Raw genomic sequence first — 15,841 nt, 5'->3', positions numbered from 1 at the left:
GCGGTGCTGTCCTGACCTGACCCAGGTCACGGCGCGGCCCCCGGTCGGTGCTTTGCGCGGGCGTTTTCAGGCCTGCCAGTAGCGCCCTGCCCGGCGGCCAGATGGCGCACCCACATGGTGATCTCGCGCGCCTGCCTCACGACGAAAGTCCAGCGTGCGGCGGCCCTGCGCAGACTGACATCGGCGTCCCGTGGCCGACGATCTCCCGTGGCCGACGACATCTTGGGGCGGCCGGGTTCCGTGTGCCTGACTGGCGTCTCAGGTTCGATCGATGGGCAGCCGGTTCCCGGGATCACTGATCCGGCATCCGCCTCACCAGGCGGCCTTCCTGACATTTCGCATTATTGACACCAGGTCATCGTCGGGCCCCGGGGGATCTGGGCGCCACGCTGAGGCTGGCGGCTCCGCCACTGGCGGACGTGGATCAAGGTGGCGCCGGGGCCGGGAGAGCACGGCGAAGCGTGGCCGCCAGACGCGGCCCGAATCGCTGAGTCGTCAGATGGTGACGGGGTGTACGCCAGTCAGGCGGGCGCCGATCATGGGTTCGGATCTGGTCGCCGAAGCCGAAGCCAGGGCTGTCCCGTCGGGCTCGTGGGGGGCTTCGGTGATGCTGCCGAGGACCCAGGCGGGAACGTCGCGTTCGGCGAGCAGGGCGAGGGCGTCCTCGACGACGGCGGGGGGGAGCACGGCGATCATGCCGACGCCCTGGTTGAAGGTCTGCTCCAGGTCGGCCTGGGCGACGTCGCCGCGCTCGGCGAGCAGGTCGAAGATCGGCGGCACCGACCAGCTCGCGCGGTCGAGGGTGGCGAGCAGACCGGCGGGGATGACCCGGGCGGTGTTCGCGGCGAGGCCGCCGCCGGTGATGTGGGCGAAGGCGTGCACGTCGACAGCGGCGGCGAGGGCGAGGCAGTCCCGGGCGTAGATGCGCGTCGGGATCAGCAAGGCTTCGCCCAGCGTGGCGCCCAGAGTCGGGACGTAGGACCTCAGACCGGCGAGTGCGGCAGCGCTGACTCCGCCGGGGTGGTCAGAATCGACGGGACCGCACAGGATGTGTCGCACGAGCGAGAAGCCGTTGGAGTGGATGCCGGATGAGGCCATCGCGACGACCACGTCCCCGGGCCGGACTCGCTCCTGCCCCAGCACTGCGTCGGCCTCGACGACCCCGACCCCCGTCGCGGCCAGATCGTAGTCGTCGTCACCCATGAGGCCGGGGTGCTCAGCGGTCTCCCCGCCGACCAGCGCCGCCCCGGCCTGCTCGCAGCCGGTGGCGATACCGGCGACGATCTTGGCGATCCGCTCGGGTACCAGGCGGCCGCAGGCGATGTAGTCGAGCAGGAACAGCGGCTCGGCGCCGCAGACCACGAGGTCGTCGACGACCATGGCGACCAGGTCGATGCCGACGGTGTCGTGCACGTCCAGGGCCCGGGCGATAGCGATCTTGGTGCCGACGCCGTCGGTGGACGAGGCGAGCAGCGGCTTGCGGTAGCGGCTGGTGTCCAGGGCGAACAGGCCGGCGAAACCGCCGAGCCCGCCGACCACCTCGGGTCGGCTCGCCCGCGCGACCGAGCCGCGCATCAGCTCGACCGCCCGGTCACCGGCGGCGACGTTCACGCCGGCCGTCCGGTAGGAGGTGCGTGTCGGGTTCATACCGGCCTCGCTTCGGCAAGATCCGCGTCGTGACCGTCGGGGGACGGGTCGGCACCGTTCATGCCGAGGGTCACCTCCCGGCGCATCGCCTCGGCGATCAGGTCTGCGGTGGTCTGCGCGGCGCCGCCCGGCTCCAGCCGGTGCTTGCCGAGCTTGTCGGATTCGGCCAGCGGCACCGGGTAGATGCCGTCGAAGCAGGCCCGGCACAGCGTCCGCGCCGGCTGATGGGACGCGGCGACCAGGCCGTCCAGGGAGACGTAGGCGAGCGAGTCGGCGCCGAGCGAGGCGCGGATCTCCTCCACCCCGGCGTCACTGGCGATCAGTTCGGCGCGGGTGGCGAAGTCGATGCCGTAGAAGCAGGGCCAGCGCACCGGCGGCGAGGAGATGCGGATGTGCACCTCGGCCGCACCGGCCTCCTGCAACATCCGGACCAGGGCCCGCTGGGTGTTGCCGCGCACGATCGAGTCGTCGACGACGACGAGCCGGCGGCCCTCGATCACCTCGCGCAGCGGGTTGAGCTTCAGCCGGATGCCCCGCTGGCGGATCGTCTGGGACGGCTGGATGAACGTCCGTCCCACATACGAGTTCTTCACCAGGCCCTCGCCGAACGGGATGCCGGACTGCTCGGCGTAGCCGACGGCGGCGGGCACCCCGGACTGCGGCACCGGGATGACCAGGTCCGCGTCGACCGGTGCCTCCCGGGCCAGCTGACGGCCCACGTCGACCCGGACGGCGTGCACCGAGCGGCCGGAGATGGCGGTGTCGGGACGGGCGAGGTAGACGTACTCGAACAGACACAGGTGCGGGTCCGCCTCGGCGAACCGGCGCGAACGCACCCCCGTACCGTCAATGATGATCAGCTCGCCGGGGTCGACCTCGCGCACGAACGACGCGCCGACGATGTCGAGCGCGGCCGTCTCGCTGGCGACGACCCACGCCCCCTCCGGATGGTCGGCGAGCCGGCCCAGCACGAGGGGATGGATGCCGTGCGCGTCGCGGGCGGCGTACAGGGTCGAGGCGTCGGCGAAGACCAGGGAGAAGGCTCCGGCCAGCCGCGGCAGCACGGCCATCGCCGCATCCGTCAGGGTCGGCCCGGGATGATCGGCGAGCATCGCGGTGATCAGGTCGGAGTCGGTGGTGGCGCGCAGTCGGTCCCGCCCGGCGCCGAGCTCGCTGGCGAGCTGGACGATGTTGGTCAGGTTGCCGTTGTGACCGAGCGCGACCGGGCCGCCGAAGCGAGCGGTGCGGTAGGAGGGCTGCGCGTTCTCCCAGGTGGACGAGCCGGTCGTCGAGTAGCGGGTGTGCCCGACGGCGAGATGGCCACCGGAGAGACTCGCCAGCGACCGCTCGTTGAAGACCTGCGCGACCAGCCCGAGCTCCTTGAACACCACCACGGTGCGACCGTCGCCGACAGCGATGCCGGCCGCCTCCTGACCACGGTGTTGAAGCGCGTACAATCCGTAATATGTGAGGTTCGCTACGTCCTCACCGGGGGCCCAGACGCCGAAGACGCCACAGGCATCCTGGGGGCCGGGGTCATCGGACGGGTCGGGCCACGCCTCATCCTCGAGGTTGGAGCGGGCGGCGACGTCTGACACCAGGACTCCTCGGCTGCTCAGTGACACCGGAGCTGCACCGGAGCTGCTCAGTGACACCGGAGAAAAACGTCCCGGCCACCTCGTCCGGCGGCATGCTCCATCCACGCTAGCAGCGACCACCCACATCGGCCCTAGCTACGCGTTTGTCGACCGACAGCCGTCAGTTACCCCCGTCACATAACGCCGTCACATGTCACCCTCACAGCAGGGGCAGGTACGGGGTCAGGTCGCAGCGTTCCCCGCTGGCGGTGATCCGGCCGTCGGCGACCGCCGCCGCGAAACGCAGCCGTCCGGTGCAGACCAGCAGGAACGGCACCGGGCCGGCCTCGACCACGTTCGGCGGCGTCCCGCGGGTATGCCGCGGTCCCGCCACGATCTGGACGGCGGCGAACGGCGGAACCCGCAGCTCCACCGCGCGCCCCGGCACCCGCGCCGCGAACAGCCGCGCCACCAGCCTCGTCGCCAGCCGCAACGCCGGGCGCTCGGGCTCCACCCCCAGGTCCAGCCCGTGCACGACCGCCACGACCGCCGCGGCCCGCAGCGACTCGTCCGGTCGGGCCAGGCCGGCGAGCGCCGCTCTGGCCGCCGACACCGCGGTCGTGAACCGCTCGCGAACCACCCGTGGATCCTCGACCCCGGCCGTCGGCTCCCCCACACCACCAGCACCACCCACACCACCACCAGCACCACCCGGGCCGCCCGCACCACCCGGGGCGCCGGTGCCCGCTGTACTTCCCGAGCTGGCCGGGCCGGGCTCGGTGGCCCATGTCCCCGCCTGGCTCAGGGCGACCAGCCACTCGATCGCGGACGTCGGCCGTCCAGCGGGCTCGGTCGATGGGGAGGCGCTCGTCGCGGAGGCGTCCGGCGCGGAGGCGTCCGTGCGCAGGCTCTCCGTCAGCGCGTGGACCGAGCTGGTCGCCCGCGCCACCAGGTCACCGACCGTCCAGCCGGGTAGCGCGCTCGCCGCGCCGAACGCGTCGTCGGGCAGCCCGTCGACGACCGCCGCGAGCGCCGACCACTGGGCCGCCACCGCGTCGACGAGCTCGGCGGTGGGCACGAACTCACCCCGGCGGCCCCCACGCGCACTGGTTCCTGTCGCCATCGCCGTTCCACCCCACTGATCACCAGACGCGTCTGATCACCAGGCGCGTCGAGCACCGACCCGATCCGTCGTCGACCCGGCCCAACACGGCGACGCCGGACGTCCATGGCGGGCCGCGAACCACCCGTGGGTCGCGCACCACAGTCTGCCCGCCGGCCCGGCGACGCGGCCCGGGGGCGACAGAGACGAGGATGGGGACGTGTCACCGACCGCCACAGGCGCCACCACCGACAGGTACGACACCGATGCGATCCGACGCCGGGTGCTGGACGCCTGGGCGGCCTCGCCAGCCCGGTTCCGCGAGGACGCCAACGCCGAGGAGGACGCCGCCCTCGGCGCCTACCGCGACCGGCTCGTCGTCGAGCTCCTCCAGAACGCCCTGGACGCGGCCACCGAGGCCGGCGTGCCGGCGCGGGTCCACCTGCGGCTGACGACCACCCGGGCCGGGTCGGGTCCGAGCGCCGTCCCCGGGGCTGGGCCAGGCGGGTTGCTGGAGGTCGCCAACACCGGGATCGCGTTGTCCGCGGCTGGCGTCGAGGCGCTGTCCACGTTGCGCGCCTCCACCAAGCGGGACGCGCCGTCCGTGGCGATCGGACGGTTCGGGGCCGGCTTCGCGGCCGTCCTCGCCGTCACGGACGAGCCGTCGATCGTCTCCCGTGGCGACGCCGGGCCGGACCCGACCGGGACTGCTCCGTGGCCGACCGCGGCCGGGGTCGCCTGGTCGAAGGCGCGCGTGATCGAGGAAGTGGCGACGCGCGGCAACGTATCGTCCGGCGACAAAACAAATGGCGACGCTACGAATAGCGGAGCCGGAGCCGGAGCGGGCGGCGGCGGTGTCGGGCTCGCGGCGGAGTTGGCGCGCCGCGAGGGGGCCGTGCCGATCCTGCGGCTCCCCTTCGCGATCACCGCCGCACCGCCGGCGGACGGTTACGACACCGTCGTGCGCCTGCCGTTGCGTGATGACGCGGCCGCCGCCCTCGCGCGTGACCTGCTCCTCGGACTCGACCCGACGCTGCCGCTGGTGCTCGGCGGTCCCGGCGAGATCATTATCGACATCGACGGTGATGTGCGGACACTCGGCTGTCGCTGGCTGCGTGGCGGTCCCACCGCCCGGCGCGGCCAGGACGCCGAGGCAGCCCCCGAGCTGGGAACCGAGCAGGTCGAGATCGCCGATCTCAACGGTGAACGCTGGCGAGGGGTCGTGCGGCGGGGAACCATACCGGCGCGTCTGCTCGCCGATCGGCCGATCGAGGAGCGTGGCCGCACCGGGTTCACCGCCCGGGTCATGGTGCCTGATCACGGCTGGCCGGCCGGGGTACCGCGGGTGCTGCGCGCGCCGCAGCCCACCGACGAGGCGCTGTCCCTGCCGGTGCTGGCCAGCGTCGAACTGCCACTCGACCCGTCCCGCCGGCACACGATCGCCGGGCCGCTGCGCGACCGTCTGACCGACGAACTCGCCGCCGCCACGGTCGCGCTGGCCATCCACCTCGGCACCGCCGACCCCACCGGCACCGCGGGCACGGCCGTGACCGAGGACGCCTTCCCCGCGCCTGATCCGCTGGCCGCGCTGGCCCTCGTCCCCACCGGTCTGCCGCAGGGCGAGGTGGACGGCCGGCTGCGGGAGGCCCTGCTGCGGCTGCTGCCGGACGCGGCCCTGTTCCCCGGCGCCCGGCTCGGCCGGGACTGCCAGGTGGGCGATCTGGGCCCCGCCACCGAGGCGGTCACCGCCCTGCTCACCGAACCCGCCGATGGCCCTGACCCGGACGGCTCTGACCCGGACGGTTCGGGCCTCGCGGTACCTGGGCTGTTGCCGGCGGTCTACGCGTCCCGGCGGTGGCGGACGGCGCTGGACCTGCTGGGCGTGCGCCGGGTCACCAGTGCCGCCCTCGTCGAACTGCTCACCGGTCTGTCGCGGCCGGCGCAGTGGTGGGGACGGCTGTATCCGCTGCTGGTCGCCGCGCCCGACCGGGACGCGCTGGGAGCCCTGCCGGTCCCGCTGGCGGAGCTTCCCACCGACGATCAGGGCGACGGTGGGCGCTCGAAGCGGACGTCCCCGTTCGGCGAGGAGCTCGCCGCGGCCACCGAACTGGGTACGCGGATGGTCACCGGGCCCCGGGGGACGCTGCTGCCCACCGCGGATCTTGACGTCGTCGCGCTCATCCGGTCCGGTCTGCCGCTGCGGGTGGTCCATCCGGACGCCTGCGCCGCGGCGGCCCGTGACGCGCTGCGCACGCTGGGGGCCGTCGAGGGAACACCGACCGGGGTGCTGCGGGACCCGGCCGTGCGGGAGGCCGTCCTCGACGCCGAGCCAGACGATCATCCCGATGATCTGCTGGCGCTGGCCGCGGCGGTGCTCGCCCTGGTCCGCGACGCCGGCGTGGAGGGGTCGGCCGGGCTCGGCTGGCTCGCCGACCTGCTGCTGCCCACCGTGGACGACGGCGAGTTCGCACCGGCCGGCGAGCTGCTGGTCGGTGACGGGCCGTTGGACCAGGTGCTGGCACAGGACGCGCCGTTCTCCACCCTCGCACCGAGCGTCGGCGCGGCCTGGCCGACGGACGTGCTGGAACGGGTCGGGGTGCTGCACTCGTTCGGTGTCCTGCGCGCCTACGACCTGCCGCTCGACGCCGACGAGCAGATCCTGCTCGACCTCGACGACAGCGACACCTGGGTCGACGATGTCGCGGACGGTGACCATGGTGTGGCCAGCGTGGCCCTGGCCGCGTCCGGCAACCTGCGTCGCGCACCGGCCGGTGGGCCGCCCGCGCCGGCGATGATCGGTGTCTTCGCGGCCGTGCGGGACCTCGAGCTCGTCGACGACGCGGCCTGGCCCGAGGCGCTGGCCCAGCTCGCCCAGCCGCCGCTGCGTGAGGTCGTGTTCGCCCCGGAGCCGTCGTACACCCGCTGGTGGCTGGCCCGTCATGCCGTCCTGCCGGTGCTCGGTGGCGCCGCGCTGCCACCCCGTGAGCTGCTACTGCCCAGTGCCGACCCGCTGCTCGGCGGGCTGTTCGCGCCGGCGGGGCCGATGCCGGGCGTCGATGACGAGTTCCTGTGTCATCTCGGTGCCCGTCAGACCCTCGAGGACGTCCTCGGTGATCTGGGCGCGGTGATGGATCTGCTCGACCGGCTCGGCGACGTCGACCGGGACGTGCCCTGGCCGGCGGCCCGCCTGCTGTACATGGCCGCGGTCGACGCCGTCGCGCGGATGCTGGCCGCCCCCGAACGCACCGCCGGTCCGGAGCGGTTCGACCCTCCGCTGACGGTGCGCACCCCGCGGGGTGTGCTGCCCGGTGACCAGGCCGTCGTCGTGGACGCGCCGGACCTGCTGGGTCTGCTCGCCGGCCAGGGCGCGCTGCGTCTCCCGCTGGACCGGGCGGCCGAGGCCGCGCATGTGCTCGGGGTGCCGCTGGCCTCCCAGGTCATCGCCGAGCAGGCCGGCGGCCCTCTCGTCGAGGGTGACGGTGAGCCCGCCTGGACGCCGGACGCGACCCCCTACCGGGTGCACCGTCCGCTGCTCGTCACGGACCTGTCCGGCCACCTGGTCGAGGCACCGTGGCGGGTACTCGGGGGGATCGGCGGCGAGATCCACGTGGACGAGCAGGCCGGCCCGGACGCCCTGGCCCGGGCGCTGGCCTGGCGCGGCGGCCAGTGGGACCGGCGCCACGCCCTCGCCGCGCAGCTGCGTGACCCGGCCGGCGCGGACTACCGGGCGGCGGAGGACGACCTCGACGAGGCCTGACCCGACGCCACCGCACGCAGCCGGTTACGACGCCGGAGGACGACCCACAGCCCCAGCAGGCCCAGGCCGCAGCCGCACAGCGCCGTCGCCAGCCACCACAGGTGACCGTCGGCACGCAGATCATCGAGAAGGACCAGCCCGATGACGGAGGCGATCGCCCACAACACGGTGCCGACGGCCACCGAGGCGACGCCGTCGTAGGGCAGCGGTTCAAGCGGAACCTCGCCGGCCGGCGAGCCGGTGCTGGCCTCCTCGCCGGCCACGCCGGCGTGCGGCGATGACGCATCGTCCGAGGTCAGGATGGGTGCAGACGAGTTACTGGCGGCCGGATCGCTGCCGTCGGACAGGCTCACGTGGGCGACGCTACCCGACCGTTTTGCGGCGATCACAACCCACCAGCGAACGCCATGTGAATTACGTCACATCGATTCTCCCTGGCGTCGATCGACAAGGTGTGTTTCCGTTGCTCTTGTGTTGAAGCGGCTGATGCTGGTCACCCGGAGCTATATCGATCTGCTCCGTGTCGCCTCGGCCGCCTGTCCGGCTGGCTGATTCGCCGCCGGCCTTCGCATTCCGGCTCCGTCGCGATCGCGACCCGGAGCCGTCCGTCGACCGCCGACGTGCATTCCGGCCGACGCCCGCACGCGCCCGGCCGCCACTCCCGACCGTGCTGGTCCGTCCCACCCGCCGAGCACCTCCCGCCGACACACGCCCGTCCGATCACGTCCTGACGTGCCGGTCGTCCCGCCCCGCAGCGCTCTGAACCGTCGGCCTCGTCGCACCGGTCCCACGCCGACGTTGCAGATCGCTCCCGCGGCCGCGGGCGGACGATCCCAGGCCCTGTCACCCGGAGAGTCGCGGCATCCGAGGTGACACGGCCGGCCAGGACGCGGACGGGGGTGACGAGGGCCAGGGGGTGAACGGGGTCAGCCCGGCCCGGCCCAACGACCGCCCGGCCCGTGATCGTCCGACTTCGGTGACCGGAACCTGCCACTGACCGAAAGGCCAGCGATGCCTGCGCAGAGCACCACGTTGCCCTACCGCGCCCCCCGTCTCACGACGGCCGTCCCGCCCCGGCCGGCCGACACCACGACCACGGTGCACCGCCAGCCGGTGTCCCGCATGGCGGTCCAGTCCCGCACCGCCGGCGGTGTCGGCGCTGGTGTCGCGCCCGCCCGGGCTCCGCAGGCGCTGCGTCCGACGCAGGCGCTGCGCTCGGTGCCGCCGATCCGGCCGGTGCCGCAGCTGCCGGCGCCGCCTCGCCAGGGCGTGTGGACCGACCGCGGCGCGTGGCTGGCGACCGTGGACGGTCGGGTCCTGTCCCTGACCTACCTGGAGTTCGAGGTCCTGGACTTCTTCCTGCGCCACCCCGGGACGGCGCACAGCCGTCAGGCGCTGCTGGCCTCCGTCTGGGGACACCGGCCGGACGACCAGTCGGCGCCGGACGCGCGCACCGTCGACGTCCTGGTGACGCGGCTGCGGCGCAAGCTGGGCCCGGAGCACCGCTACCGCATCGAGACGGTGCGCCGGGTGGGCTACCGGTACCGCCCGATCGACCCGGTCATCGGGTAGTGGGTGGTCCCGGAGGCGGTTCGGCGGGCAGTATCGGAGCGTGACCACGCTGCCGGAGCTGATACCACCGCGCGACCCGGCCCTCGCCGTGGGCTGGCGGGAGTCGCGGCGCACGGCCCGCCGCGGCCAGCCGGACCTCCCGCTGGCCATGGCACTGGTCACCGACGGATCGCAGAGCACCACCACGGGTGTGCTGCGGGACGCGGGTGTCGACGTGGTCGGGCTGCTCGCGCCGGAGCCGCTGGAGTCCCTGGCCTGGGCGGCCGAGGCCGGCCTGCACGTGCTGCTCGCCGGGCCGGCCAGCCCCGCGGACGAGGTGCTGCGGGCCGTCGCCGACCTCGCCGAGGAGGCCGACCTCGCCCATGTCGTCGCCCTGGACGGACGGGCCTGGCCGACCGCGACGCACGTCGCCGCCACGGTGGCCTCGCTCGGGCGGTTGACCCAGGTGACCGTCGTCGGCGCGCCGACCGGGCCGGGCGGGCGGGTCGAGATAGTGGATCTCGCGACCCGGTGGTGCGGCGAGATCCTCGCGGTCTGTGCCGACCGCACGGCGATGCCGGCCAGCGCGTTGGCTCCCGACGCGCCGGTGACCCTGGCCCTGCTCACCGCCAGCGGCGCCACCGTCCTGGTCAACGAGCGGATGAACGGAGCTCTCGACACCGCCACCATCACGGTGTGCGGGCAGCGGGGCCGGCTGGTCGTGCAGGGCCGCCAGGTGCGCCACCAGGACGAGCGCGGTGTCCAGGAGCTGGTCCTGCCGGCGGCGACCACGCACCGGCCCGGTCTGCGGGAGGCGACCTGCGATGTCGTGCGGGCCACCGAGCTCGAGGACCCACGGCTCGTGCGCGGGGCCACCTTCCACGACCTGCTGGCCGCGAACCGACTGCTCGCCGCGGCCGGCACCTCACATCAGCGCGGCGGCTGGGTCGAGCTGTGAGCCCAGCCCGCCCACCCGGCCGGTAGCGCCGATGGTGCCGATGGCGGGCGGACGGCGGGTCCGTGCCGGCCGGTACGGTGGGCCGGACGTGGCGGCGCGGTGCGCCTCGGACTCAGATGCTGGCGATGGCGTCGAGGATGGACGCGGCCTGGTTCAGCGCGGCCAGATCCTCGCTGGAGAGCTGGCTCAGGCGGGCCGTGAGCCACTCGTCCCGGCGGCGCCGGTCGTCGGCGAGCAGATCCCGGCCGTGTTCGGTGACCTCGACGATCACCTGCCGGCCGTCGGTGGGATGTGGACGGCGTTCGACGAAGCCCTCGATGGCCAGATGCGCGATCACCCGGGTCATCGACGGTGGCTGCACTCGCTCGTGCGCCGCGATCTCCCCCAGCGTCATCGGCCCGTGCCGTTCCAGCGACGCGAGAGCGGACGTCTGGGTGGGGGTGAGCCGACTGGATCGCTCCTGGCGCATCCGTCGGGACAGCCTCATCACCGACAGCCGCAGCGCCGACGCGAGTTCGGCGTCGCGCGCCGTCCCGGTCTCCATTGTCCGACGGTACTCGGCCTTGGATGTTCACCTACGGCCACCCCCGAAGATGGACCGCGATCGGTGCGGGCCCATCCGGAGCGGAGTTTCCGGGCCGGGGGCCGGCCGCCCCCCGGCGGCGGCCGACCCCGAGGGGACCGGCACGCGTCGCACGAGTGCGATCACCGTCGGTGCCGATCCCCTGCCAAGGTTCCACCCGGGCGGCGGCCAGCCGCTTCGGGGCAGCCACTCTTGTTCACTGGGGGTTGTCCCGCGAAAGAAGACAGGGTCATCCGCCTGTCCGCGGCGATCGGTGTGCGACCCTTGCCCAGTGATATCCCGGCTACATAACGTTGGTTGACGTGCCCCATCCCCGCCTGCCCAGCCGCCTGGCCGCCTGCGCCGCCAAACACCGGCCGTGGTGTCTGGCCTTCGGCGGATCCGGCACAACGGCGTTCGCCGTCGCCTGTGAATGGCCGGCCTTCCAGGGCAGCCCGTTCGCCGCCACCGCCAACGTCGCCGTCACCCTCGCCTTCATCCTCACCGCCATCATGCTCAACGGCGAGGAGTCACTGGGCAGCGTGACCGGTGCGCTCGCGCTCGGCGGTGTGCTGTGGGCACTGTCCTGGACGGCGGCCTGGGTGGACGGACCATCGGCGTTGGTGTCGTCGTTCGCCTACTCCCATTTCTGGATCTGCGTCGGCTGGGGTGTGCTGCGCTATCCGACCGGCCGGCTGCGCGACAGCCGCGAACGCGCGCTGCTGGCCGCCGCCGTGCTGGTCGTGCCGGTGGCGAACCTCGTGCTCATCGGCATCTCCCGACCCCAGTGGTTCGGCTACCCACCCGGCGCGGATCTGTGGTGGTACGGATCGCCGATCGGCCACGGAACCCACAACGTCATCGTCGGGGTTCTGGACGGGCTGACGCTGCTGATCGCGGGCCTGTTCCTGCTGGTCGTCCGGGATCGGCTGCGCCAGTACTCGGAGCTCGACCGGCGGATCTTCCAACCGGTGGCGCTCGCGGTCCTGGTCTCCTTCCTGCTGGCGGCCGCCGTCAACATCGTCGCGAACAGCCCGAACAGCGCGACCATCGGACCCGAGTTCACCGCCGTGTCACTCATCCTGCTGACGATCCCGGTGGCTTTCGCGACCGCGGTGCTGCGCCGGGTGTTCGTCCGTGCCCGGATCGCCCAACTGCTCGCGACGCTGCCCAGCCCACCGACCGTCCGGGCGGTCCGCACGGCACTGCGCACCGCCCTGCACGACGACTCGGCCGACATCCTGGTCTGGATGCCCGAGCAGGAACGGCACTCCGACGCGGACGGCCTGACCCGCACGCCGCCCCCCGCCGACGCCGCCGATCTGATCATGAAGGTCTGGACGTCGGCGGGCGCGCCACTCGCGGTGATCACGGCCGCGCCCGCCATGCGCCGCAACAGTGACCTGGTCACCGCGGCCGTGCAGGCCAGCGCGCTGGCGCTGGAGAACGCCCGGCTGCACACGATCGTCGCCGCCCAGCTCAAGGCCGTCCATGCCTCCCGGGCCCGGCTGGTGGAGGCCAGCCTGCACGAGCGCAAACGGCTGGAGCGGGACCTGCATGACGGTGCCCAGCAACGCCTGCTGGCCCTGGCCACCCGGCTCGGACTTGCCCGGACGAAGGCGACCGATCCCGATACGATCTCCGCTATCGAAGCCGCCCGCGAGGACCTGCGATACGCCCTGGCCGATCTGCGCAGCCTGGCCCGGGGCATCCATCCCGCCGTGCTCAGCCAGGGTGGGCTGCGACCGGCCCTGGAGGTCGTCACGGCCGCCCTGCCCGTGCGGGTCGAACTGGACGTCACCGCGGACCGCTTCGACGCCGTCCTGGAGACGGGCGCCTACTACACGATCTGTGAGGCGCTCACGAACACCGTCAAGCACGCGGGGGCGACCCGGGCGATGGTTACGGTACGTAACCTCGGCGCGGAGGTCCAGATCGACGTCGCCGACGACGGCAAGGGTGGCGCCGTCGAGGTGGACAACGGTGGTCTGGCCGGCCTCGCGGACCGGATCCGGGCCCTCGGTGGTGCGCTGGTGATCGCCAGTCCGTCCGGTGGTGGCACCCGGCTGACGGCGAACATCCCATGCTGAACGTCTCACGGGTGCCCAGAGGCGCCCGGTCCGGAAACCACAGTTCGTCCGGCACCAACAGGGGGAGAAAAGCGTGCGGGTAGCGATCGCGGACGATTCGACACTGTTCCGGGAGGGTCTGGCGATCCTGCTGACCACCTCGGGGGTCGACGTGGCCGCCCAGGCGGCCACCGCGGACGAGCTGATCGACGGGCTTGCCCGCAGCCAGCCCGACGTGGTCATCGTGGACATCCGGATGCCGCCGACCTACACCGACGAGGGCCTGGTCGCCGCGGAGCGCATCCGGGCCCGCCACCGTGGCATCGCCGTGCTGGTGCTGTCCACCTACGCCGAGGTTCCGTACGCGTTGCGGCTACTCGGTGACTCCTCCGGCGGCCTGGGCTACCTCCTCAAGGACCGGGTGGACGACGTCGGCGCCCTCCTGGACGCGCTGCGCCGGGTCGCCGAGGGGCGTCTCGTCCTCGACGAGGAGATCGTCGCCGGCCTGCTCGCGCACCGCCGGCATGCCGACGAACTCGCCCGTCTCACCCCCCGGGAGCGCACGGTCCTCGCCCATATGGCCGAGGGACGGTCCAACCAGGGCATCGGCGCCCGGCTGCACCTGGCCCCCAAGACCGTCGAGAACCACATCGCCGGCGTCTTCACGAAACTCGGCATGCCCGCCTCCTCCGACGACAACCGCCGGGTGCTGGCCGTCCTGGCCTGGCTACGCGCCGCCGGGGCGAGCGGCTCCGGCCCGAGCGGCCCCGGCGGCCCCGGCCCTGGCGGCTCGGGGCCCGGCGGCTTCGGTGGCCCTGGCGGCTCGGGCCCCGGCTCCGGTGGATTCGGCGGTCCGGGCGGTCCGGGCGGTCCGGGCGGCGCCGGATCCGGTGGTTTCGGCTCCGGCGGTCGGGATGGAGCGCATCTGGCCGCCGAAAGGACGGATGCCGCCTCCCCCATCGGGTAGGTAACGGACGGCGTCCGAACGTCGTCGATCTGTCACACTTCGTGTCCCGCCGCATCGCAGACGGCGTGACACGTGCCGCCGCGACCGAGGTGGTGCAGCACACGTGGGATGAGGCTCACCGATCTCGCGCATGTGCCGGCGTCAGCGGCCAGACTTGGAACAACCATGTGAGCCAGCGAACCGGCGTGAGCGCTCCGTACCCGGATGCGCGCCCCGGCTGGGGCCAGGGCCGTACAACACGGCATCGCCACCGCGAGAGGAGCCCGGCGTGTCCGAGCAGGTCAGCACCCTGACCGTCACCGACAACCGCACCGGTAAGATCTACGAGATTCCGGTCACGGACGGTACGGTACGCGCGAGTGCGTTCCGCTCGATCAAGACGAGCGACGACGACTTCGGGTTGATGGCATACGACCCGGCGTTCACCAACACGGCGAGCTGCCGTAGCGCCATCACCTTCATCGACGGCGACGCCGGCATTCTGCGGTACCGCGGCTACCCGATCCAGGAGCTTGCTGAGAAGAGCAGCTTCCTCGAGGTCGCGTACCTGCTGTTGGCCGGCGAGCTGCCCTCGGCCGACGAGCTGTCGACCTGGGAAGACGAGATCACGCACCACACCCTGGTGCATGAGTCGATCAAGAAGTTCACCGACGGCTTCCACCACGACGCCCACCCCATGGGCATGCTCGTCTCCACGGTCGGGGCGCTGTCGACCTTCTACCCGGACGCCAAGCGAATTGACGACCCGGGCCTGCGTCGACTGCAGATCGTCCGTCTGATCGCCAAGATCACGACGCTGGCGGCGTACTCCTACCGGCACTCGGTCGGTTTCCCGTACGCCTACCCGGACAACGACCTGTCCTACGCCGGCAACTTCCTCAACATGATGTGGAAGGCCACCGAGCCCCGCTACGAGCCGGACCCGAACCTCGAGCACGCCCTCGACGTGCTGTTCATCCTGCACGCCGACCACGAGCAGAACTGTTCGGCGAACGCGATGCGCGCCGTCGGCAGCTCCCAGGCCGACCCGTTCTCCGCGGCGGCGGCCGCCATCTCGGCGCTCTACGGCCCGCTGCACGGCGGGGCGAACGAGCAGGTCCTGCGGATGCTCGCCGAGATCGGCTCGGTGGAGAACATCCCCGCCTTCATCGCCCAGGTGAAGGACGGCAAGAAGAAGCTCATGGGCTTCGGTCACCGGGTCTACAAGAACTACGACCCGCGTGCCCGGGTGATCCGCCAGGTCGCCGACGAGGTCTTCAAGGTCACCGGCACGAACCCGCTGCTGGACCTCGCCATGGAGCTCGAGCGGATCGCGCTGTCGGACGAGTACTTCGTCTCCCGCAAGCTCTACCCGAACGTCGACTTCTACACCGGCATCATCTACCAGGCCATGGGCTTCCCCGTGGAGATGTTCCCGGTGCTGTTCGCCATCGGACGGATGCCCGGCTGGCTCGCCCAGTGGGAGGAGGGCCTGCTCGACCCCGAGCAGAAGATCGCCCGCCCGCGCCAGCTCTACGTCGGCTACGACCAGCGTCCCTACACCCCGATGGACGAGCGCAAGTCGGTCGAGGACTCCAACATCGACCCCATCGCGGCCCAGGCCGCCCAGGCAGCCCCGGAGCGCCCCCTGCGCTAGTTCTCCCCATCCGCC

At 72.7% G+C, this 15,841-nt stretch carries 11 protein-coding genes; 6 read left to right on the top strand and 5 right to left on the bottom strand.

Annotation, left to right across the window (positions count from 1 at the left end; translation table 11 throughout):
- Positions 1-495 precede the first annotated feature (495 nt).
- The 3 genes from purM to MXD59_RS04920 form a co-directional block, all read right to left on the bottom strand.
- The gene (purM, locus tag MXD59_RS04930; RefSeq protein WP_248823606.1) at positions 496-1,647 is read right to left on the bottom strand and encodes a phosphoribosylformylglycinamidine cyclo-ligase; all 1,152 of its coding nucleotides are present in this window, start codon (positions 1,645-1,647) and stop codon (positions 496-498) included.
- The gene (gene purF, locus MXD59_RS04925; protein ID WP_248823605.1) at positions 1,644-3,245 is read right to left on the bottom strand and encodes an amidophosphoribosyltransferase; all 1,602 of its coding nucleotides are present in this window, start codon (positions 3,243-3,245) and stop codon (positions 1,644-1,646) included. The genes purM and purF overlap by 4 nt, the downstream gene beginning before the upstream one ends.
- A gap of 199 nt (positions 3,246-3,444) precedes the next feature.
- The gene (locus tag MXD59_RS04920; RefSeq protein WP_248823604.1) at positions 3,445-4,302 is read right to left on the bottom strand and encodes a sterol carrier family protein; all 858 of its coding nucleotides are present in this window, start codon (positions 4,300-4,302) and stop codon (positions 3,445-3,447) included.
- Positions 4,303-4,546: 244 nt separating this feature from the next.
- Here MXD59_RS04920 and MXD59_RS04915 point away from each other — a divergent pair, with 244 nt between their 5' ends.
- Entirely contained in the window at positions 4,547-8,083 is a 3,537-nt protein-coding gene (locus tag MXD59_RS04915; protein ID WP_248823603.1) for a sacsin N-terminal ATP-binding-like domain-containing protein, read from the top strand.
- Here the strand turns inward: MXD59_RS04915 and MXD59_RS04910 are convergent.
- Positions 8,047-8,436 carry a DUF2530 domain-containing protein gene (locus MXD59_RS04910; RefSeq protein ID WP_248823602.1) on the bottom strand — a complete coding sequence of 130 codons (390 nt, stop codon included), beginning with the start codon at positions 8,434-8,436 and terminating at the stop codon, positions 8,047-8,049. The genes MXD59_RS04915 and MXD59_RS04910 overlap by 37 nt on opposite strands.
- Positions 8,437-9,094: 658 nt before the next feature.
- Between MXD59_RS04910 and MXD59_RS04905 the strand changes: the two genes are divergently transcribed.
- Together MXD59_RS04905 and MXD59_RS04900 are read left to right on the top strand one after the other, a co-directional pair.
- Entirely contained in the window at positions 9,095-9,655 is a 561-nt protein-coding gene (locus MXD59_RS04905; protein WP_248823601.1) for a winged helix-turn-helix domain-containing protein, read from the top strand.
- 40 nt (positions 9,656-9,695) lie between these two features.
- Positions 9,696-10,592 (top strand): Gfo/Idh/MocA family oxidoreductase, encoded by an 897-nt coding sequence (locus MXD59_RS04900; RefSeq protein ID WP_248823600.1) that lies wholly within the window; start codon positions 9,696-9,698, stop codon positions 10,590-10,592.
- 112 nt (positions 10,593-10,704) lie between these two features.
- On the opposite strand, the gene MXD59_RS04895 is transcribed toward MXD59_RS04900, so the two are convergent.
- Complete coding sequence (locus MXD59_RS04895; RefSeq protein ID WP_248823599.1) at positions 10,705-11,136, bottom strand: MarR family winged helix-turn-helix transcriptional regulator; 432 nt, start codon at positions 11,134-11,136, stop codon at positions 10,705-10,707.
- Between the two features lie 341 nt (positions 11,137-11,477).
- On the opposite strand from MXD59_RS04895, the gene MXD59_RS04890 reads away from it, so the two are divergent.
- From MXD59_RS04890 to MXD59_RS04880, 3 genes are all read left to right on the top strand, one after another.
- Positions 11,478-13,244: a sensor histidine kinase gene (locus tag MXD59_RS04890; protein ID WP_248823598.1), complete on the top strand. Its 1,767-nt coding sequence runs from the start codon at positions 11,478-11,480 to the stop codon at positions 13,242-13,244.
- A gap of 73 nt (positions 13,245-13,317) precedes the next feature.
- Positions 13,318-14,190, top strand: a complete 873-nt coding sequence (locus MXD59_RS04885) for a response regulator transcription factor (RefSeq protein WP_372511913.1) — start codon at positions 13,318-13,320, stop codon at positions 14,188-14,190.
- A 268-nt stretch (positions 14,191-14,458) separates the two neighbouring features.
- On the top strand, positions 14,459-15,826 hold the full coding sequence (locus MXD59_RS04880) for a citrate synthase (protein ID WP_163548279.1): 1,368 nt from the start codon (positions 14,459-14,461) through the stop codon (positions 15,824-15,826).
- Positions 15,827-15,841: the final 15 nt, after the last annotated feature.

Source organism: Frankia umida, assembly GCF_023242945.1.
GTDB lineage: Bacteria > Actinomycetota > Actinomycetes > Frankiales > Frankiaceae > Frankia > Frankia umida.
The sequence above is the reverse complement of the archived record's forward strand: the minus strand, read 5'-3'. Positions and strand labels throughout refer to the sequence as shown.

Excerpts from the sequence above, each read along its gene's own strand:
- MXD59_RS04895 (WP_248823599.1), bottom strand. The coding sequence starts at position 11,136 with ATGGAGACCGGGACGGCGCGCGACGCCGAACTCGCGTCGGCGCTGCGG.
- MXD59_RS04905 (WP_248823601.1), top strand. The coding sequence starts at position 9,095 with ATGCCTGCGCAGAGCACCACGTTGCCCTACCGCGCCCCCCGTCTCACG.
- purM (WP_248823606.1), bottom strand. The coding sequence starts at position 1,647 with ATGAACCCGACACGCACCTCCTACCGGACGGCCGGCGTGAACGTCGCC.